The sequence below is a fragment of the Moraxella atlantae NBRC 14588 genome, from assembly GCF_001591265.1.
In the GTDB taxonomy this organism is placed as follows: Bacteria; Pseudomonadota; Gammaproteobacteria; order Pseudomonadales; family Moraxellaceae; genus Faucicola; species Faucicola atlantae.
The window spans coordinates 1-22,126 of the sequence record NZ_BCUL01000022.1 but is presented as its reverse complement, the minus strand read 5'-3'; the positions used below and the strand labels follow the sequence as shown (position 1 = coordinate 22,126).

Annotated in this window: 16 protein-coding genes and 1 pseudogene; 8 read left to right on the top strand and 9 right to left on the bottom strand. The window is 38.6% G+C overall.

Annotated features, from left to right (window positions below; translation table 11 throughout):
* The 3 genes and pseudogenes from MA2_RS11255 to MA2_RS09245 all read left to right on the top strand — a co-directional run.
* Positions 1–297: pseudogene (locus tag MA2_RS11255) on the top strand (hypothetical protein); the annotation flags it as partial.
* A gap of 960 nt (positions 298–1,257) precedes the next feature.
* The gene (locus tag MA2_RS09250; RefSeq protein ID WP_067059153.1) at positions 1,258–1,557 is read left to right on the top strand and encodes a helix-turn-helix domain-containing protein; all 300 of its coding nucleotides are present in this window, start codon (positions 1,258–1,260) and stop codon (positions 1,555–1,557) included.
* A complete protein-coding gene (locus MA2_RS09245; RefSeq protein ID WP_067059151.1) occupies positions 1,554–2,828 on the top strand; it encodes a type II toxin-antitoxin system HipA family toxin in 1,275 nt (424 codons plus the stop codon). The genes MA2_RS09250 and MA2_RS09245 overlap by 4 nt, the downstream gene beginning before the upstream one ends.
* A gap of 142 nt (positions 2,829–2,970) precedes the next feature.
* On the opposite strand, the gene MA2_RS09240 is transcribed toward MA2_RS09245, so the two are convergent.
* The 6 genes from MA2_RS09240 to MA2_RS09215 form a co-directional block, all read right to left on the bottom strand.
* Positions 2,971–6,384: a tyrosine-type recombinase/integrase gene (locus MA2_RS09240; protein ID WP_067059149.1), complete on the bottom strand. Its 3,414-nt coding sequence runs from the start codon at positions 6,382–6,384 to the stop codon at positions 2,971–2,973.
* Positions 6,381–8,639 (bottom strand): hypothetical protein, encoded by a 2,259-nt coding sequence (locus MA2_RS09235; RefSeq protein ID WP_169795169.1) that lies wholly within the window; start codon positions 8,637–8,639, stop codon positions 6,381–6,383. The genes MA2_RS09240 and MA2_RS09235 overlap by 4 nt, the downstream gene beginning before the upstream one ends.
* Before the next feature lie 303 nt (positions 8,640–8,942).
* Complete coding sequence (locus tag MA2_RS09230; protein WP_143821797.1) at positions 8,943–9,437, bottom strand: hypothetical protein; 495 nt, start codon at positions 9,435–9,437, stop codon at positions 8,943–8,945.
* 196 nt (positions 9,438–9,633) lie between these two features.
* The gene (locus MA2_RS09225; protein WP_079352082.1) at positions 9,634–9,915 is read right to left on the bottom strand and encodes a hypothetical protein; all 282 of its coding nucleotides are present in this window, start codon (positions 9,913–9,915) and stop codon (positions 9,634–9,636) included.
* A 15-nt stretch (positions 9,916–9,930) separates the two neighbouring features.
* Positions 9,931–11,124 (bottom strand): Arm DNA-binding domain-containing protein, encoded by a 1,194-nt coding sequence (locus MA2_RS09220; RefSeq protein WP_067059141.1) that lies wholly within the window; start codon positions 11,122–11,124, stop codon positions 9,931–9,933.
* 10 nt (positions 11,125–11,134) lie between these two features.
* Positions 11,135–11,350, bottom strand: coding sequence for a hypothetical protein (locus tag MA2_RS09215; protein ID WP_067059139.1), 216 nt, complete (start codon positions 11,348–11,350; stop codon positions 11,135–11,137).
* Between the two features lie 141 nt (positions 11,351–11,491).
* On the opposite strand from MA2_RS09215, the gene MA2_RS09210 reads away from it, so the two are divergent.
* Together MA2_RS09210 and MA2_RS09200 are read left to right on the top strand one after the other, a co-directional pair.
* Positions 11,492–11,725 (top strand): helix-turn-helix domain-containing protein, encoded by a 234-nt coding sequence (locus tag MA2_RS09210; protein WP_067059137.1) that lies wholly within the window; start codon positions 11,492–11,494, stop codon positions 11,723–11,725.
* Positions 11,726–12,098: 373 nt separating this feature from the next.
* On the top strand, positions 12,099–13,106 hold the full coding sequence (locus MA2_RS09200) for a RepB family plasmid replication initiator protein (protein WP_067059134.1): 1,008 nt from the start codon (positions 12,099–12,101) through the stop codon (positions 13,104–13,106).
* On the opposite strand, the gene MA2_RS09195 is transcribed toward MA2_RS09200, so the two are convergent.
* A complete protein-coding gene (locus MA2_RS09195; protein WP_067059132.1) occupies positions 13,090–14,274 on the bottom strand; it encodes a cysteine desulfurase family protein in 1,185 nt (394 codons plus the stop codon). The two genes, MA2_RS09200 and MA2_RS09195, sit on opposite strands and share 17 nt — an antisense overlap.
* Before the next feature lie 114 nt (positions 14,275–14,388).
* Between MA2_RS09195 and MA2_RS09190 the strand changes: the two genes are divergently transcribed.
* The 3 genes from MA2_RS09190 (at position 14,389) to MA2_RS09180 (ending at position 19,654) form a co-directional block, all read left to right on the top strand.
* A complete protein-coding gene (locus MA2_RS09190) occupies positions 14,389–15,393 on the top strand; it encodes a DUF4007 family protein (RefSeq protein WP_079352081.1) in 1,005 nt (334 codons plus the stop codon).
* 63 nt (positions 15,394–15,456) lie between these two features.
* Positions 15,457–18,831: a hypothetical protein gene (locus tag MA2_RS09185; protein ID WP_067059128.1), complete on the top strand. Its 3,375-nt coding sequence runs from the start codon at positions 15,457–15,459 to the stop codon at positions 18,829–18,831.
* A complete protein-coding gene (locus tag MA2_RS09180; RefSeq protein ID WP_067059126.1) occupies positions 18,818–19,654 on the top strand; it encodes a phosphoadenosine phosphosulfate reductase family protein in 837 nt (278 codons plus the stop codon). Before MA2_RS09185 ends, MA2_RS09180 begins: the two co-directional genes overlap by 14 nt.
* Positions 19,655–19,679: 25 nt before the next feature.
* On the opposite strand, the gene MA2_RS09175 is transcribed toward MA2_RS09180, so the two are convergent.
* Together MA2_RS09175 and MA2_RS09170 are read right to left on the bottom strand one after the other, a co-directional pair.
* Positions 19,680–20,042, bottom strand: coding sequence for a hypothetical protein (locus tag MA2_RS09175; protein WP_067059124.1), 363 nt, complete (start codon positions 20,040–20,042; stop codon positions 19,680–19,682).
* A gap of 34 nt (positions 20,043–20,076) precedes the next feature.
* A partial coding sequence (locus tag MA2_RS09170) for a DUF3800 domain-containing protein (protein WP_218002936.1) occupies positions 20,077–22,126 on the bottom strand: 2,050 nt, incomplete at its 5' end.

Here is a 22,126-nt window from a genome sequence, read left to right as displayed (position 1 = left end):
GGACGTGGCTTTAATCTTGAGGACACGCATTTAACCATACAAGATAGGGTCAGTAAACTTGTTGCTATTACTGCTTTAGCCTTTTGTTGGGCATATCAAGCAGGTTTAGTAAAGCTAAGCGAAAAACCCAATCATTATAAACGTCGCCCTAAAACCAATGGTCGCCCTCAGGCAAGTATTTTCGCTATTGGGCTTGATTGCTTGATTGATGGCTTTAGACGGTTTATTATCAGTAGGGATTATGCCATATTCAATCAATTGCTTCGTTTTTATCTGCTAAATATTTGCCAAATTTAGTTTAGTGTTTCTGTCGTGTGCAGAGTCAAATTTTATTCCCTACAACTAAAGACTAAAACCTCTAAAAAGGTATATTTTCATGACTTTCATTCCCAATTGAGGACACACCCTAATTATATTCTTAAGATGTTAGATTAATACATGACAGTTGAAGGCTTATTAGTATTGGATTTTTGTTCTATTCAATAAATATGTGCGACTTGGATTTACTTAAAAAAATATTGAATTTCATTAAACATCCAAATTCACGGTCGGGGTCACTTGAAAAAAGTGTAAAAAAAGCGTGGTCACAAAATGGTCACGTTTTGGTCACGGTCTGAAATTTTGCAAAAAATTGATAAGTTAAATTAACAAAGCATTTTTAGCAAAAAAGAGAAGTAAGAAGCGTGAAAGCCTTGATACAGGCGACTTCTAAGACAATAAAAAAGCCTAACTGTTAAGTTAGGCTTTTTAGAATTTGGAGCGGGAAACGAGATTCGAACTCGCGACCCCGACCTTGGCAATTCTGTGGAGCAAATTTTTGTTAAACGACCTTAAGTTATATTATTCTACAAACTATGTATTTTCAATAGATAGAGAAACTTATTTGAAATTGAATTTAAGGTAATTTAACGTCATTTTTCTCCAATGAACTCTGATTTATGGCACAAAAAATGAGCCATTTTTTACCACAACTTTTCTATCTTGAATTTTATATATTTTAGAATTTCTGAATGAAAAAATGGTTTCATTTAATTTTATATTTATTTTATTTATTAAATAATAATTCATTATATTTTTACTGCTTTAATTTTTAAATTTAAAAAAATTTATAATATAATTTAGATATTTTCAAATAATAATGTTAAGTTAAAAGCAATATATAAACTTCTTTTAATATTATAAGCAATATATATATTGCTTATAAGAAGATAAGAAATTAATATATTGCAATAAATAGCATAACAAGGATTTTCGCTAATGAATTTACTTGAGCAAATCAAGCAACGTCGAATCGCTCTAAAGCTTAAACAAAAAGATATGCAGATGCGAATTGGCGTATCACGACAACAGTATCAGCAAATTGAATCGAAAGGTAATCCCCGCCTTGATACGTTAGTGTTAATTGCTAAAGGTTTAAATTCTGAACTTATGCTTATTCCTAATGAAAAGAAAAGACAGATTTTGGCTATTTTAAATGAAGACCAAGCGATAAAAGATGATATTCAACGCTTAATTGATGACCCGTGGCAAGGCTTATTAGGGGATACGGAAACATGAAAGTTCGGGTACTGAAATTAACTTTGCACGGTCGTTTGGTGGGTTACTTGGCGAGTTATGACAATGGCAAGAATGTGCTAACCTTTGCACAGGAATTTGTCATGGATGATAACCGCCCTACGCTTAGTTTAACGACTCGCCCTGATTTTCCTTATGCGAATAAACGCTTGTCTGAACAGTGGGTAAATCGCCAAAGGCTGAATCCGCTACTTTCCAATTTGTTGCCAGAAGGGTCTTTAAGATTACTATTGACACAAGGTTTAAAAATTCATCAGGATAATGAATTTGAGTTATTGTCTTATTTAGGTCATGATTTGCCTGGGGCGTTGGTAGCCGAAAGTATTGAGCCTGAAGCCGTGCCTAGCTATATTTTTGATTCTGCCAATATTGGTCATGCTACGACTGTTACGTTGCCACCAAACTATCCGCATTTTTCATTAGCAGGTGTGCAAATGAAACTTTCCATGAAACACCAAAGTGGACGTTTTACTCTGCCAAATCCTAATAAAGATTCGGATTTAGGTGACTGGATTATTAAAACACCGTCTGTGGTGCATCAAAGCGTTGCCGAAAATGAATATAGCATGATGACATTGGCTCAGATGGTCGGTGTTGATATTCCCGATATTGAACTGGTGCGTTTAGACAAGTTAGATAATTTGCCCATTCTCAATTTACCCAATGAACCTTATGCGTATGCCATTCGGCGATTTGACCGTGAAAAGCAAAGTGAAAATGCTAGTCTAAAGCGTATTCATAGTGAGGATTTTGCTCAAATTCTTGGTAAATATGCCCATGAAAAATACCAAGGCGGTAATTATCAGCAAATCGCCAAAATCCTTTATCAATATAGCGAAAATGGCATTGCAGATGTCAAACAGATGGCAAGACGATTGCTTGTAAACATTTTATTAGGCAATGGCGATGCTCATCTCAAAAACTGGAGTGTAATTTACCCTGATGGTTTTGGTCTAAGGCTATCACCTGCGTATGACATTGTGTTTACCAAAGCCTATATACCTAGCGAAACCAGTCTTGCGTTAAATCTTGGCAAGTCAAAAAACTGGTATCAGATGGCGTTATCCGATTTTGAATATTGGGCAAAAAAAGCGGATATTCCTTGGCGAGTGGTTCAATCCGAACTCAAGGACGTGATGGCGATTGCAAGAGCGACATGGCGAGATACGCTGAATGATTTACCTATCGTTGAGAGCCAAAAGCAACTGCTAATTGAACATTGGCAACAGCTACCAACTGACTTTCAGATTTAACCAGCTTAATAATCAGACGTGGGTCATAATGACGGCGGTAAGCAGTTAAACGAACTGCAAAATATCGCAACCCTTGTCAATACATCAAAACGAGCTAATTTTTATTTGAGCTATGTGTGATTTGGTAGCGTTAATTTCAAACTCAGCTTTTCCCCATATCAACAATAGTCTCAACGCTAAAGTTACTGTCATCTTGTAGTAGCACAATATAGGTAAAAAACCGTAGTAATGCGGAAAACTTAAATTTGTAGGGTCGTTTACCTTTATGCTTGCTAGCAGTTTGTTGTGACTGAGATTCTGACCTAGCGTTGGACTTAGCTTCCTGAAAGTTAGCGTAAATGGGATTAGGCACTTTAATTCCAAAGTAAATCGTTGGCTTACTTTTATCCCGTTTAAATGCCAAGTCTGTATATTTCTCGTGATTGGGAAAAGGGCTATCTGACGCATACAGACACCATTTTAGGGTAAAAATCTGTTCAGCTATAGCGATAAATCTTTGCAAGTCGTCTAACCCTGTCGGTGTTTTTTTGAACGAAATTGTGGCATGGTTAATCGTGATTTTGCTTGTGATGAGTGTGATAAACCATTGCCAGTCTTGCGGGTGAGCATTTCTAAACTTATTGGCGTTTTTTAACATCTCATGCAGCATTCTTCGCTCAATGTCGTATGACAGCAGTAACGGCAATAGCTTATTGGGATTTTGCACAAAACGAGAAACCGTCAGCGGATAAGCCAAGCTTTCACCTGTGGCAGACTTTTTACGCATGGATGTGGTGGTGGTATGAATACGGGCGATGGCGTTGGCTCGCTCATAAAACGTTTGAACATCCTGCTCGGGGATATTGAGCTTGTGGCTAATCTCGATATTGTTTAAACCCTGCTCTAAATCGCTCAGAAGCGTTATCAACTTATTGATACCATACCGACGGAACAGTTCATTCACCGCCATTGGGCTATCACTTAAGCTATCGGTAATTGCCGTATGACCAAAGGTTAATTGGTTCAAAGGCGGGCTATGCTTGATTGACAAGGCGTGTCGGTACAGCATTTTTCTGAGTGCCAATAGCGAAATCTCGTTATTCACCATTTTTACGTCGTTATCCTTAAAGTTTTGTGTGCTACGCCCCGTTAAATGAGTAATTAATTGCCTTGAAAAAGACGGATTGGCTTTGGTGAGCTCAAAAGTCGCTGCCAAGACCGCAAAGTGATTGTAATACTCTAGCCCCCGTTCGGGTGATAAATGCCCTGCCAAACCCGCCACCAGATACCAACCGAACTGGCTAAAGCCTTCTGTTCCTAATAGAGTTGTGCGAATATCCATAATGTGCGACTGGCTAAACCCTGTTAAAGCACTTGCTAACTGACTATCAGCATTGAGCAGTAAGCTAAAATTGCTAATGGCAGTATGCCGAAAGCCATGAATCGTATGATGCGTGGCTCTTGGGTCAATACGCTGTAAAATTTCGTCCAATAAGCGGTTGGGCAAGGTATTTGGCAGTCGCTCATGACTGCTAGACAGAGTAAAAACCAACTGATGACTATTATTGCCCCGATTTGACTGTAGATATTCCAGCACAAATGTCAGCTCAGCAGGTAGTAGCACTACGTTCAGCGGAATACGACGAATACTGACATCGGTTTTTAGGCGACGATGTTGATTCGGGCGAACGATGATGGCTGGCTGACCTTGCTCGATGTTTTCAATATCACTGTATCTTAGCCCCAACAATTCAAGTTTACGCATTCCCGTCCGCATGAGCAGGATAAACAGCGATACCAACATATCTGCTTCGAGTGAATCGACGCATTGACGTAGTTGTTGCAAGATGGCGTGATAGAGCGTTGGAGAAATCCATTCCGCTCGCACTTTTTTATCCTGACTGGCTTCGGGAATATCGACTTTTACGATACCAAATTTTTGATGGGCAAACTGATGTAATTGCTGTAACCGCCCCGCAGGATAGTGTATCGCTTCATTGCCCAATTCAAGGCGTTTAAAATCCAAAATTTGCTCATAGACGGTTTCAAAATCTTCCACATCCCAATTGAGTAAATCTTCGCCCAGCGTGTAATACAGCCAGTCGTAGCCGATGGCAGAGAGATATTTTTCAGCAGACGCTGTCAAAATGGGTTTTTTGCCAGACAACAGCGAAATCACCCATTCAATGAGAATCTGCTCGCTGATATGGTCAAAGGTGGTCAGTAGATGAGTTAAATCTTCGATATGCAGTGCCAATTTATGTTGCTGAGTCAATCGTTCAGCCTTATACCTTTTTTTATCATATTTTTTGCGAAAAATTTGGCGAATTTCTGCAATCAAATCGGAATGGCGAATTTTGGCGTGGCTCGCTAGAGCGGTGTCGCTGATAGTTTTTTTGGGTGCCGTGGATGGTTGGACTAAGTTTGATAAGTCATAAACTCGCTGAGACGCTTTAAATTGGTCAAAAAATAAGGTGTCAAAATCCTGTATCGGCAAACCTGTGGTTTTTTCTGCCCCTTGTAGCACCCCTACTAGCGTCTGGTCAATGCTCACGTTGTCTAAAACCTCCCAATAGTAGCTGGCATTATCAAGCATCATCTTGAACGTGATACTGCTTGCTAAATGCTCAGGTAGAACGGGCGTTAGCACTTGCAGTAATAAGGCTTCGATATCATTGGTCATTAAGGATTGGCGAATAGCGGGCGGTATCTGACGTACCGTGTACAGCCACATTTGACTGACTAAATCCACGCAAATTTGCTGGGAGTTATAGATAATTGGGCGTTTTAGCGTGCTATCTCGCTCATTGCCATAATGTTCGCTCTGATAGCGGACATTGGCAATAACCCGATAATCTATAAATGCGGTGAGATTGCCATTTAGTAGGGTATCAAGCCACCCCGCCAACATGGAGCGGTCATTGATACCGCCAAATACTATCCCCGAAAACACCAGCCAGCCAATGACTTCTTGTTGATTGTGCTTGCTATCATTGACCGTATGATAAAAATCCTTGCTTTGCCAATAAGCTAGGACAGTCTGCACAACTCGGGTGATTTTTTTGCCATTTTTTATCCAGTCGGGTTTGATGCGATAGGGATTTTGTTTGACCTTATTTTTGATAGTGATTGGAGCGGGATAATAGCCATGTTTTAGGCGAGTGCGTTTATTTTTATCATCCACAAATGCGGTTAATAATTGATTGGCGGCTAAAAAAATGGTGGCGTTTTGGCTATATTTTTGCTCAATCAGCCGATAGCTTCGCTTGATAAACTCCTTGTAACCCAGTTTATTCAAACCAATGTAGATTTCTGTTAATTCGTTGACTTTTTGCTCAAACTGCTGTTGAGCTTTCGGGGTATTGGCAATTTTTCGTTGCTTTTTTGCCAGTTCTTTTTTATTGATTTGCTGGCTTTTTTCCCCATTATCTCGGTATTTTTTTTGACATTGCAGAAACTGCCACAACATCGCCAAGTCATGAAAAATAAGGGCTTGCAAACTTGATATTGGTTTTGGGATTTCGGTGAGCCCAGCCGATTGTGAATACAGGCTAAAGGTTAAGGCTGATAATTTCATGAACGTAATGCTCGTAATGTTTGCTGAATATGGCAGGCAAACGGTTCACTATCATCGATCCCAAGGTCTATCGCTATTTGGTTAAAGGTCTTTGCATAGTGTCTGATTTGGGCTTTGCTGACACTAGAATATTCACCAATGCTTTCTTGCAGATAACGTTCGTGCCCAATCATTTCATTAATGATAGCCATCGGCACTTGGCGTTTCTCAAGTTGGGTTCGGACAAAATGGCGTGTCCAATACAGTGATAATTCAATGATAGGTTCTAGCATCTTGGCAACATAGCCCCGTTTGATAGACTGTAGTTTGTTGGCGTTTTCTTCGATAAAGTTGATTAAATGATGCTCGGCTTTGTCATCGGTTCGTTCGAGTTCAAACAACAGTATCTCAATTTTTTCTGCGATAATTGGTTGATGGATATGCCAATGGCGAAATTCCGATAAAAACGACTGGTAATAAGTAAGATGTCGTATCAAGCTATCACAAAGCGGTATCAATCGGTGGCTTTTGAGCTGATGATTGGGTTTGTCGTCAATCACAAGCCAACCGACCGTTAGGTCAATATCATAAATATGGGTGATGGCATTATTGGGTCTGACACCTGTCAGCAGGCAAAAAACAAGCCAAGTATAGACGCTGTAACGGTTAAATAAGTCAAAGCGATTTTCGGCTTTTTTCACCCATGTTTGTGTGGCTTCAAGAATCTGTCGCACATAGTCAAGTTTTAGGGCAAAACCCGACCCCGTGGTAAAATCTTCCCGTTTTTTGATATAGTCGGTTTGAAAATGATTATCTTGATTAAGCCATACAATCGCCTGTTTATAAAACGCCACCAACTCTTCATTGGTATGGCTACTGTAATAGAGAGCGGGTGCTTGATTTAATGGCACACGACTGATTAACTCTGCAACATGGCTATTACACCTTTTGATATAGTTTTTCAAGATAATTTGTAAACTGGATTCTACCCGCTGCTTGGATAAATAAGTCAGACCCAACGCTTTTCTGACCTGTGATAAATAAACCTGCAATTCATCAGCCGTTGGCATGACTTCAAGCGTGACAAGATAATTCACCAGTTGGTGCGGTAACGGCAGTTGAATCATATCATACTGGTTTTCATATTTTTGCTGACGATAGACATATTTGGGGCGAGTAATGCCTAGCGAAAATTTTAAGGTAGCGTGGCGTGTGCCAAACTCAAATAAAGGTGACTCAGTAAGCCTATTGGGCTCAGCAAGCCAGTTAACAGGGGCAGCGGTGAGCATCGATAGCAAAAAAATGGATGCACAGTTTTTTGTTAATGTTTTCGCTGTATCCAAATTGTCGTCTGTTTTGTTACCAACCTGACTGCGATTTTTAGCATACATATCTGCATCTAACACAAAACGAGTAAAAATGGCTCGATAACTGGCGGGCGTTAGGGTGGAAGGGCTAGTGATGAGATGTTGCTCTTTGGCACTGATACGATGCTGGGCGAGCGTCAATGATTTTATCTGTAAGGGAGCAGAATTCTCAAGCAGTTGCTCGGTGGATTGTTCACTGCTCACAATCGCTGGCTCAAGATTATCCATCATCTCTTCTAACATCATGGGTTCTGTTAGATCACTGGGTTTGATAGCCGAGAATGTAGTCACCTTGATATTTTGCAATGTGTTATCGCTGTCAAAAGGTTCATGGTGTTGCAACGCCGTGTCTTCAAAGATTGGCTCAATTAAGCGAACAGTCGGCTTACCATCGTCTTGGCTATTCACAAAGGTGGGCAAGCTATAGGTAGGTGGACGACCGTTAAATGAGCCATTTTCGGGGGTTTGCGATTGTTCGATAGCTCTTGCAACGGTTTTACGATTTTTTTTGCCAGAAATAAGTTCAAGATAAAGGGCGAGATGATGCACTTGATTACGCTTTTGTCGTTTTGCCCTATCTGGGTCTTTGCTGTTGGGCGGAGCTTCGACAGTTTGGGATAGTTTGTGAAACAGCGTTACCAAGGCATCAAAACGCAAGTCATTGTCGCCCGTTATTTTTGGCAAATCATCCCAAAGCCAACTATGGACAGGGTATAGTCCCCGCAAAAATGGCAACTTAAAGCGGTTGGCGATATTTTTGTAATACGTTGTTTTATCAAGACTTTTCATCAATAACGTTAGATAAAAAGCCATCTTAAACCAGCCCCGAATGTCGGCTTCCATTGTCTGGTTATGCAATAAAATAATCAATTGTAAGGGAATGGGCTGTTTATTGAGCGTTTTTTCCATCGCTCTTAACGATGATTGATTACAAAATGGGATATTCACAGGGGCTATCAACTGCTCAATCGTGGACGGTGGCAGGGGAAATTGGGTAAGGGCTTCTTGACCGAGTAAGGCAATCGCTGTCAAATCTTGCAACATGATTTCGATATCTGCGGACGTAATTTTTGTGAATTTTTTCGTCAATTTCTCTGCCGAAAACCCTTCTTCGTCTGCTATTTTGTCGATAAGCTGTCGCATTTCTTGGGCGGTGTATATTTTGAAAACAGGCTTACGGGCAGCTTTTTTGGCGGGTGAATTGGGCATTTGTTATGACGCTCGTTTATAGGTAGCAAGTGAGATATCAATCAAAAGACAGTAATGTTTGGCAGTAAAGGTGTTTTTACTGAATAAATGGTTGCAGTCTTCTACGGTCAATTGATTTTTAATGGCGAGATGTAATGATTTAACGGGTAAATGCTGTTTATTAAGTTTGATAATGCGTATCAATTCTTCAAAAATTTCACGGTTATTATAGCTGGGACGTTTTGAACGTTTTATATCAATAGTATTGGGTAAAATCGAATGTTGTTCATGGCTAAACAGCAAGTAATAAAACAAAATTTTATTCTGAATAAGCCAACTTCCCTGCTCATCTACTGTGATATTCAAAGGCGTAATAAGCAGTTGTTCTAATGCCTGTGCCAACTGCTCTTGATTTAGATAACCCACAGTATATTGATGATATATCATATACCAACCCACCATTTCTTGGGGTAGAGTGTTTTTTTTAAGTCTTAGTGTCGAGAGTGTGACAGCAGGCAAATCTATTCTTCTATTTAAAAAACTCTCAAGATTATATTAATGTATAGTCTTTCTAGGCAAGCAAAATTCCAAAGAAATACGATGGTAATTGGTAATCATTTGTTGCTAGTTATGGGCTTATTAGCAACAAAAAAAATACCGCCCAGTTGGCGGTATTATTGGTTAAAAATGTGGCATAGAAAGATAAATTTTGCCTTTACACCAAGTCTTTGAGCTTATCTTGAAAGCGATGACGCAGTTGGCGATAGCGTTCTTCAGGTGTTTCATCAGCGTCAATATAGGGCAACTGCTGATTGACCCAGTAACGAACGGCTTTTTGCCCATTGAGATGGCTATCCACTTCGAGTAAGTCGGCGAAGTCATCATACTCTGTGATGTTGTATTCCAAAATCAATTCGTTGGCTAAACGACGGGATTCATGAGAAAATTTGGGCTGTTGGATTTGTCGTATGAGTTGTTGAATATCAGTCGGTTTCATATTGTTCTCCATGCGTTATTGGTTTGTTGGTTCGGCTGTCGTGGGTTGGCTATTAGCGACCAGTTTTTCAAAGGCACTGCCATCTTGGCGTGTGATGTTCGGCACATATCGGCTATACACTTTAAACAGCATGAGAGTGTTGGCGTGACCCATTTGCCGTGCAATCCATTCGGGCGATTCACCTGCGGCAAGCCATAGGGTGGCGGCGGTATGGCGAGTCTCGTAAGGACGGCGATGTTTAAGTCGCAAGCATTTTAGCGTCGGTGTCCAAACCCGCCGATTGACATTACGATAATCAAACGGGTTGCCACGATTGTCACAAAACACGAACTTTGACCGCCCAAAGGTTACTTTATGTTGGGCTTGGAGTGCGTCATATACCCACGGTGACATGGCAATTTCACGGTTGGATTCTGGGGTTTTGGTTTCACCCAGTTTTCCTTCCACAAGGGCTTGACGCACACAAATTTGGCGTTTGTCAAAATCAACATTATCCCAAGTCAAGCCGTCAATTTCGCTGGTTCGCATTCCTGTAAAAAACCGTACCGTGTAGTAGTTTTTATAGTCTTCTCGCACGTTATTGATAAATAACCAAACTTCATTCAATGAAAATGGCATGATATCCCGTTTTGCCAATTTCAAGTTTTTGATATCCCTAGCGGGATTATCAAACTGGTAGCGTTTTGACGCTTCATCGAGTATCATATGCAACGTCATCATAATCGCATTAATTCTGGTGGCGGATAAGGTGTTGTTAGTCTTTCCGTGCGTCACTTTGGCGAGGGAGGTACGGAAGGCTAACACATCGGCTCTTGTTATCATGACGACAGCACGCTCACCAAATTGCTTGAGCAAATATTTTTCTAGAATAATACGAACCTTGGCGATATAGCTTTCTCGCCATTCGATTTGTTTTTCGTCAAACCAATTTTTAGCAAAATCCCCAAATAACGGGGTATCGGTCATCAGCGTTTCTGCCCGTTCTTTCAAAGCCATCAATTCTGTGGCTTTTTCGCTTTTTGGGAAATACGCTTTATAATCAAAAATACCTAGCGTGATTTCGGCTTCCATCCGTTCGATAATCTTTGCCAATTTTTTGCGGTTGGTTGACGTATCAATCAAGTTGGTGGTTTCACGGCAACGCTTGCCCATAAAAACGAAATCCACGAAAAGAAAGTTACTACCCTTGCGGGTACGAATACTAGCCATAACTCTCCCCTTATTGCAACGTCATGGCGTTGATAGTGCCTAAGAAAGATTTTTTCATGTCTTTCTCAATTTGTTCCCAGATGAACAAAATTTTGCGTCCACCAAAAGGGCGAATATAATGCACACCTTCAAATAACACGCTGTCTTTAAGCGTGTTGCGGATGGTGCGTGGGTCGTATTTGATACGTTCAGAAAGTTCTTCTGTTGTTAGGTAGGTTTGTGTCATAATAACCTCTGATTCAATGAAAATGAGATGATATCGAAAACCTTTTTAGTTTTATAAAACTACTTTGTTATTCGATAGAAGCACTTTAACGTAAAAAGTAGATCAATACAAGTACTTTTTGCAAAAAATTAGGGTTTTTTTATGATAAAAAGTAATTTACCTGTTCTTTTGGCAGAAAGAAGGCTGAAAGTTGCCGATTTAATACGCATGACTGATATCAGTAAATCCACCATGCACAAGATTTACAATGACCAAACGACCCGCATTGATTTTGATACGATAGATAGAATCTGTGAAGCATTGGAAGTGAATGTGGGGGACATTTTTGAATATGTACCCAATCCAAAAAATACGGATGAAGAGATTTCGACGTAGTTTTCTTTGTCAAAAATTATCAAAAAAGCTTATCTATATTATACTAATTATAAAGATTATAGGGGGTCTGAAAGCCTTGATACCAAAGGGCTGGAGAGCGTAAAAACGTACAAAGTAGTCAAAATCGCCTCTCAGATAGGTGAGTATCGCCTCGCAGTTTGGATAAAATTGCCCAGCAAACTGTTGGGATTGATGTACAGATTATTGGTTTTCTTTTATTAAGTAATTTTTATGTCTTACTTAAATAGGAATAGGTCGTAAGAAAAAGATTTTAGACAGTTTTGTAACCGAGGTCATTTAACGTCATTTGGTGTTTTGCCTTCAAAACATGGGATTTTTATAATGAGTGCCATGTTCAATTGGAGGTTTTGCTATGTATGAACTCAATGCTTATTGCGGTCAGCAGGCATCAATTATCGTCACCAAACCCAATACGCTCGTGGAAGCCCGCCATGATTTGACAATGGCGGAGCATGATTTAATCACGCTTGCGATTAACAAATTGTATGTGCAAAAGTCGGATGACAACCAAGTGTTGATTAGTGCCAAAGAATACGCCAATGCCAATCGGGTGTGTATCAATTACGCCTATCGAGTGCTAAAAGACTTTGCCAACGCTTTACCCAATAAAAAACTCACCATTACGCTATACTATGACCATTCGACAGAAGACAGCAAATCGCCCTTAATGGTAAAGCCGAGACACTCCAACTATACGGCTGTCAATATGGAATGTGACTGGGTTGAGAAAGTCGAACAGCGTGACCAAATGGGCTATATCACGATTCACTTTTCTGAGTTGGTTACCCATGTCGTTCAAAATACGGGCAAGGCTTACACCAAGTATGATTATTTAAAAACCCGCAATTTTAAAGGCTCTAGCACCAAAAGGCTTTACGAGTTAGTGCTAAAATGGCAAGATGTGGGCAAAATTCCTGCCATGACCATTGATGACTGGAAAGGCTATTTCGGTCGAGCAAATGATTATCCGCAGGTTAATGAATTTCGTCGTCGGGTGCTAGATTTTGCGATTAAGCAAATCAATGCTCAAGGCGAGTTTGAAATTACCCTAGAACCGTATCGCTTGGGAAGACGCTTTACCCATTTTTCGATGAGTATAAAAAAACTTAAATCAACTAAAATAAAAAATCCTAGCAAAGCCACACCCAGTAAAACAGTCAATCTGATGAGCCCAAAACAGGCAGATATGTTCGCCAAGTTACTTGCCAATGATACAGGCTTTGGCAGTAAGTTTGCTCGTGCAGGTGAAGCGATGTCGGGATTTATCAGCCGTACTTCGCATGATTTACAGCGGGATTTGGGTAAGATGGCAGAGTATATGCCTTATTTAGTGAGTGTGGGATTTAAGGAAAGGGTTTAATGTTTAAAATAGATTGATTGATTTTGTGTATAAGTTGCGATTTATCTTTAATTTTGTCTATAGAAAACTCAATCTCTTCTTTCGTCGTCATACGCCCAACTGTGATACGCAAGGAGCTTTCAAATTCCTGCTTTGAAACACCTATAGAATCCATTAATCTAGGATAATCTCGATTTAATCCATTACACGCAGAACCTAACGAAAACGCCACATAAGGTTGCAGGTTATTTAGCAATTGAAACGCATCAATACCCTCAATCGCTAAATGTAGATTACCAGGATGACGATTTTCTAAACTACCGTGTACTTTAATAGATAAATCATTACTCAAACTATCCAGCAAATAATTCCTTAAAGCAACTAGGGACTTTCTTTCTTCTATTTTTATCTTGTTAAGAATTTCACAAGCTTTTGTTAAACCCAAAATCAAAGGCGTAGGCAATGTCCCTGAACGTAATCCATTTTGCTGACCACCACCATAAATCATCGGCTCAAACTCAGTATTTTGTAAATGCTTTGAAATAAGTAAGCCAATACCAGTCGGGGCATAGATTTTATGCCCTGAAATTGTCAAGTAATCAATATCTAGCTCACCAAACTGAATATCGCAATACCCTGCCTGTGAACCATCAACGTGCAACATAATGCCATGACCTTGACACATTGTGGCTATCTTAGAAATCGGTTGATTTGTGCCAATCTCGCCATTTGTCATACACACCGATGCCCACAACACTTGATTACTCGCCACTTTCTGCTCAAAATCCGCCAAGTCAATAAAGCCTTCTTGCGTAATATCGACATAGACAACTTCTAAATTTTCCCGTTGTGCAATGACTTTAAGCGGTTCAAGTACCGATTTATGCTCTAAATAACTTGTCAAAATAATGTTTGCCGTGGGATTTTCTCTTTTTGCCAATTTAATCCCTGAAAAAATAGCCAAATTATTTGCTTCAGTTGCCCCAGATGTAAACAAGATATCTTCAGGCAAGCAGTCATAAATCTCGCTTAAAGCGTCCAAACAATCCGCAATAATGGTTTGTTTTCTTATTCCAAATAGATGATTTGAATGGGGATTTCCAAATTCTACCCAATGCGGATTCATCGCTTCTATTACACGTTCATCGCAGGGTGTTGAGGCGTTATAGTCTAAATAAACAGAGTGCATTTTTGTTCTCGATTTTAGTCATTTGCGTGATTGACAATATAGAAATAATTCGTTATATAGTGTAAACTTCGCTTTGGAAGATTATACCAAAGCCATCGAATGATTAGGTAATTTATGCGTTATTTTGATTCAAATAGTAGTAATTCTAATTTTAAGCTAGTTGTGTCGGGACATGATACTTTTGCTCTCCGTTATGGATGGTCAAAGAAAGTCTATGACCGCATACATGGTAGCGATACTGCTAATGTTTTTTCCAAAGAGTCAGCAATTGCTGATTTCGGAGTTGGTAAAAATATGTTGAACGCTATGAGACATTGGTCATATTACTTAGGTTTCGTATGGCGGAATAATAAAACACATAGTTATCACAATACCACAAGTAAAAGTAGCAAAGAGCTAGATAACTTACTGCCTGCACTTAATGAATTTTACAACGCACAACAGTTCTTTGATAATCACAAAGGTTTAGACCCGTATTTGGAATCACCAACGACGCTATGGCTTATGCACTGGGCTTTGGCGACGAATCCTAATCTTATCACTTATTACTGGTTTTTCAATATCAATACCAAAACAGACTTAACAAAAGATGAATTTGCTCGCCTATTGAAAGAATTTATAGCCAAATGCCCTGCTCTTGAAATGCCCTCTGATTCAACAATTAAAAAAGACATTGATTGCTTTATTTTGACCTATAGCTCAAAAAAACGCAAAGCCAATGACGATGCAGAAAGTGCGATTGAAAGCCCCTTGGCAGAGCTAGGATTAATTACTCGCACTCAGCAAAATGTTATCCGTGCCATGCGTGGGCAGAAGCATAACTTAAGCCTAAATACGGTTGTCTATTGTTTGGCGAATTTTTGGCAACGACATAATATCGATGCAGGTTCTATGTCGCTAGAGATGGCGACTTACGATGAATGTTCGATTGGACGGGTCTTTATGCTCAATGAAGAAACGCTGATTGAGTATGCTGAACAGCTTGAACAGTCTGATTATCCGCTCACTTGGACGCAGTCGGCAGGGATTCGTCAGTTGCAATTAAAAAATAATGTGACTATTGATGACGTACTAGAACACGCTATTAAAAAATTAAAAGCCGAAGACTACCAACGCTAAATAGTTTGTGGACGTGGGTTTTATTGATAATTGGGTCATCGTATCACGTTTGGTAAACCATTCATGAAAAAAACAAAGAATTTAACTTATTTAAATGACATTATCGCACGCAATGAATATTTTCAGCGTTCGATTAACATTGCGTTAGACAGCGACCAATTAGAGATTATTCAAAATTTCTATTGCCCGATTTCGTATGAGCAAGTGATTGTCAAAATGCTTACCTTGATTAACGCTAATCAAGGTGCTTTTACATGGACAGGGGCGTTCGGTTCAGGAAAATCAAGTCTTGCCTTGTTTTTACAGTCGTTGGCAAGTTCTGATAAAGTCATTAAAAAAACAGCGATTGATAAATTAAGTGATGAAAATAAAGAGCTGATTACCCAGTTTTTCGATAAGAAAAATGAACCTTGGCACATTATCAACTTAGTCGGCTCATCAACCAGTCCAGAAACCCTTTTTATCCAAGCCTTAGACTTGCCCAAAGATGCCACACATGACGATATTTTTGCTAACTTATCGGAACTCATGGCAAATAACCAGCGATTGATGATTTTTATTGATGAAATGGGTAAAATCTTAGAATCTGTCAATCGTGGTAGTCACGCCAAAGATATTTATTTTTTCCAACAGCTTGCAGAATTTGTCAATCGTAGCCAAGGTAAAGCGATTTTTGTCGGAATTTTACACCAGTCATTTACTGCTTATGCCCGCCAAGCTCACCGTGAGATTTATAACGAATGGATGAAAATCCAAGGGCGGTTTATTGACTGTACTATCACCTTGTCGGTTGATGAACAACTACATTTGATTTCACAGGTGATTAAAGTTCAAGATGAAACGTTTTTACAGCAACATCAACAGCCTAAACTCACGCATGATGTGGCAGAAAATATCGCAGAAAATAAGCCCACAGCGATTGAAAAACTGACCGATATTTTATTAAACGTTTTTCCTTTACATCCATTGGTAGCAGTTTTGCTTTGCCAACTGTCCAAAAAGAACTTTGGGCAAAATCAGCGAAGTATTTTTTCATTTTTGATGTCTGCCGAACCGCATGGCTTTGGCGAATACCTTAAATACACGCCTACAACTGATTTTGAGGTGTACCATCCCGATGAATTTTGGGATTATATCGACAGCAATCTTGGCAGTATGATTTTATCGTCTGAGTACGCCAAACAATGGCTACTTACCCAGTCGGCAATTAGCCGTTATCAGGTGCGTGACAATCCGCAAGCCATTGCATTGATTAAGATTATTTCATTGATTTCGATGTTGGCAGGGGATACAGGCATTCATGCGTCCTTTTCACTATTGCAGTCGCTGACAGGGTTAGCAGATGAACCATTAAAACAACTGCTTACTGAACTTGAAGATTCCACGCTGATTTTTTATAGCAAATTTAAGCAATCATATTGGCTCAATGAAGGTAGTGACTTTAATCTAAGTAAAACTATTGAAGAATATTTGCCCAATATTCAGCACATTCGACTTGACGGGCTTGACCAGTTTGACCCAATTATCGCTAAACGTCATTATCAAGAAACGGGCAGTTTACGTTGGGCGGAAGTGAAAATTTTGCCTGTTAATCAATACAATCTTGAAAATTCGATTGCAGATTTGGCAAAAACGACCAATGCGTCTTTAGTGGGCTATTTTTGTGTGTTATTGCCTACGAATGAAGCGGAAAATCGCCTAGCATTGGATTTATTGCCGATGTTGGCACAGCAATATCCAAATTTAATTTTTACTACGCTCGAAAAATACAGCACCTTGATTGAATACTTACGGGATAGTTTGGCGATTAAAGCAATTTTGTCTAATGAACAGCAGTTATTGAATGATGTGATTGCCCGCCAAGAAACTGAAGCTCGCTTGCAAGAAACCGAAGATAATATCAAGCTGGTTTTGCAAAATGTATTAAACGGAGCAAATTGGCAAGGCAACTTATTAGATAAAAAATCTGTCAAGCAGAATACGTTTCATTTATCGACACTTGCTTCAAAAATCGCCGACCACCAAGTCGAATATGCGGTTATTTGCCATAACGAATTGGTGAATCGCAACGCTCCATCCCCGAATGCAAAAGGGGCAATTCGTGAACTGGTTAAACGCATGATTGAGAATAGTAAAGAGCCAAATCTAGGGATAGAAAAATATCCACCAGAAAAAGCGATTTATGAATCTGTGTTGCTAAAAAATGGTATTCATCGCAGCGATGATAATGGCGAAAGTTATTATTTTAGTAAGCCTGATAAAAATTCATCATTTGCCAAAATTTGGCAAGCAACTGATGAGTTTTTGGTAAAAAAACAAGGCGAACTTGTTACCGCTCACGAAATCTATCAGCTTTGGCAACAACCGCCGTACGGTATTAAAGCAGGTCTTTGCGACATCCTATATATTGCCTATATTCTCTCTCGCTTTACCGAAGTAGCAAATTATATCGAAGAAGAATATAAGCCAAGCTTGCAGTATCTACTGGCAGAATATCTATTAAAATCCGCAAAAAGCGTGGGGTTGCGTGAGGTTTCACATTTGAAAAATGCCCAACCTTGGATTTATTTGCTTAAACAACGTTTGCAAGAAGATTTTTGCCATATCCTATCCAATCCAATTGAAGATGAGCCATTACCGATTGCCCAAGCCCTTGTAGCCGTGTTTTTAAGCCTACCGCAATGGCTACATCGTACCAATGAACTTGAGCCAGATACCAAGCTGTTACGCAATATATTAAAACAGTCGAATGACCCTAATAAGCTATTATTTGATGATTTGCCGAAATTCTTTGAAAAAAATGCGTCTGATGAAGAAAATGTTGAGATGATTATTAACGCCTTACAGGAAATGCACCAAAAATATCCTGACTTGGTCTTTGAATTGAATAGACGCTTGTTCAAAAATATCAAAGTTGATGAGGAAAATGACCCGTTCACGGCTATTAACAATCGTGCCAATATGCTGTGGAAAAAGACAGGCAATCCAGAGCTAGAGTCCTTCATCACTCGTCTGAGAACCTACAAAGGTACACCGAAAGAATCTGAAGGTATTATTGGCTTACTGGCAGGTAATAAGCCTGCAAAATCTTGGATTGACCAAGATATACACAAAGCCATGCAACAGTTAAATAAGCTAAGTTTTGACTTCTTGGAGGCGGAAATTAATACCGACATGGACGTTCAGCAGGATAGATTTAAGGTTTCAGTGATTTTGAAATCTTCTGCGATTGCGGACAAATTTACCAAAAGTGCCCACGTTGTGCCACAAAATGCCAAACTTATCAAAGACCTAGCTCAAACAACGTTGGAAAGTAAAGACTTTAGCGGGCTAGATACCGATAGTAAAGTGGCGGTGCTTTCTGAAATGCTTAGTAAAATCGTGACGAACCAATGGTTACTTGATAAAAATAATGGTGAGACCAATGAAAAAAGTTAAGCACGTCCTTGGCGTGTCTGGTGGTAAAGACAGTGCCGCTCTTGCTATCTATATGCGTGATAATTATCCCGAGCTGGATATTGACTACTTTTTCACAGATACAGGTAAGGAGCTTGAGGAAGTTTATGAGTATCTTTCTTACCTTGAAGGTTATTTAGGCAAGCCAATTCTATATATCAATCCTGATAGGGACTTTGATTTTTGGTTAAAACAGCATAATGATTATCTGCCTTCACCTCAAGCTCGTTGGTGCACCATTAAAATGAAATTAAAACCCTTTCAAGAATGGGTGCAAAAATTCCTTGATGACGGTGATGAAGTCCATTCTTATGTCGCTATCCGTGCCGATGAGCCTTACCGCACAGGCTATGATTCTAGTGATGATAATCTTATCGTGGAGCTACCGTTTCGCACAGATGGCATTGATAAAGCAGGGGTGATGGAAATCCTTGAAAATTCTGGGGTTGGGTTGCCATCTTATTATGAATGGCGGACTCGTAGTGGTTGTACATTTTGTTTCTTCCAACGCAAAATTGAATGGGTTGGACTGCTCGAACGGCATCCAGAGGCTTTTAAAGAAGCAATGGACTATGAAAAAAAGGCTCTGGAAAACCAAACCCCTTTTACTTGGTCAGAAAGGGAGTCATTAGAAGAATTGAGCCGTCCTGAGCGTATTGCCCAAATCAAAGCTGACCATGAAAAACGCATTGAGAAAATGAAAAAGCGGATTAAGGTAAACCCGCTTCGTCCTGATGGTGAGCCAGAGTTAGATATGGACGATATCTATGGCGTTGGCAAAGTTTGTGTGATGTGTCATAAGTAATTAATAAGCTCTCTACCTTTTTTACTTAAAAAGGCACATCGTCATCTATTGCAGACTGTGTAGGTTTTGGATGTTCAATTAAGCTATTAAAGTAATCATACAGCCCTTCTGCATCTTCAGAATCTACAAAACCCAATGCTTTATCAAAATCAAAATTTTGTTGATTGAAAACTGATTCCATTGCAAAAGGATTAGGGGTTAGCTTTCCAAATATTAAGGTAATTTTTTCTTCTTCATCACGTTTAAAACTTAATGTAAAGACTGAGTTTTTTAAAGTATTATCTATAAAGTTGATATCAATCTTGATAACAGATAAATATCCAACTTTCCCTTTCTTTAAGTTATAGCTATTTATAATATAGTCTGAGTAAATTTCTAATTGTTTCATTTTTCAATTCCAATGACATTGTTGTTTAATAAGTTTAACTCGTAATAAAATTACGCAAAAGCCTTAAACTTTCTTTAGGATTCATATCATTAGTAATGATAGTACCTTTTATATTAAGATTTTTGACTTCATCTAAGGCATTAACTTTTTTATCATTTATCACTTTTTCCTGTAGAGAATTGATAGCTTTCAGAAATTTAGTTGTTTCAGAATCAGCATTTAAAATCTTTAATGTTGACTCATTACTTAGTCTCAAATTATTGCTTGCTTCTGTTTTATGATTAATAAAATAATTAAATAAACTCAATTCCCTATAGATAATAGGCATTGGGTATTTAGATGAATTAATTTTGTAGTCTGCTTGATTTTCGATAACTTCTTTCATGTACTTTATGACTACAGCATCTGAATGCTGTAGTAGTTTTTGATTAACAACATATAGTAAAAAGAAATAATCAAAACCTACATCAATATTTTGAATTTTTGCCTGCTCAAATGTGGCTTTAGCAAGCGAAATTGCTTCATCCAATTTATTGAGTTTACATAGTAAAATTAGCTGTTGCGACTTTAATCGGCTTATATCTTGTGGATTTTTAGCATATTTCAGTATAGTTTGAAGTGTTTCAAATATTTCATCAGCTTGTTGGCTATTGTCACTAAGCGTAAGGATTTCAGTCCGAATTAACGCACTATTCGCTCGAATAGTGATATCTGAATTTAAAAAATCCTCTTTAGTTATATCACTATTTATGAATTGCCAAGAGTCAAAATAATCCTCAATCATCTGTTTATAGGCATTTGCTTGAGCTTTTGCCTCTACAAACTGCAAATTATTTACATAGACTTCAATAGCACGAGCATAGAAATCCAATACCATACTGTAATTACTTGGGTCAGCAATCAGCTTATTAACAACAATTTCCTGCTCTGCCACTATTTTAGTGGCTTGCTCAGTATCAGCGATATGGTTATAACATAAAAGCACAAGATTTTTTAGCTTAAACTGAAATTCTGTAAGATTTTTAATCTTACTGCTATTGTGCAAGTTATCTATATGACTAGATAACTTTAATAGAATATCAGCTTTTTTCTTGTATTCCTTAAAATAAACTCTATCACGCCAGATTTTTTCTAAAATTGCATCGAAATTTACTTTCACCCCTGTTGTTCCTGAATCAATCAAAGCAGACTTCAAAATACGATTTAATATTTTTTGAACTTCTTCGTCATTATTACTTTTTCTTTCTAATAATCTTAAACAGTCAAATACAGCAGAGCTATAGTTTTGATTGACTTCGTGAGATAAAATTCGGCGTAACTCTGCGGAAGAATAGGTTTGATATGAAATGAGTTTATTGTCTTTTTCAAGGTTATTTAAAATTTCTTGGTTTTCTGGAAAACGTCTGTTATACGTCAAATTGCATAAAAAATCAGCATAAATTAAACCCCATTTCTTTTTAGCATTCTTTATATGTACTTTTAGGTTATCCCCTAGTAGATATAAACGCCCATAGGCAACTAAATCACTTTCGATTGCTGAAGGTAGAGAGTGAAGTATTTGGCTATTAATATGGGTGTAATCAGTCTGTCTTTCATTGTCAATCGTACGACTAGCAATCACTAAATCAAAACTTTTTATATCATCGCCAGTTTGCTCTATGAGTTTTTCTGCTTGGATAATTAAGTCCAACAGCATCAATCTATAGTTTCGTTCGGCATTGTTAGTACTGATTTTTGTTTGATTAATTGTGCTAATAAAGTAGCTCTTCACACCTCTAATATTGTCAAGTTCATCAATTAAATCGCTAAAAACTTCTCTAACTTTAATGTGACCCTCATTGCCATATTTTTCTCGAATTTCAGTTGCGTGAAAATGAGAAGACTGAGGCAATCCATATTTTTCTTGGATTTTTTTGACAGGATTTTTAATACTTGTTTCAAATTCATCAAATTTCATTGAAGTAAGTAAACCGCCAACAATCCAAGATTCTCGGCGTTTTTCTGCTCCAAATGAGCCTGATTCATCAATAAATAATGTGTAATGGGGCATAGCACACCTGTCTTTCAATAATTTGAATGTTATA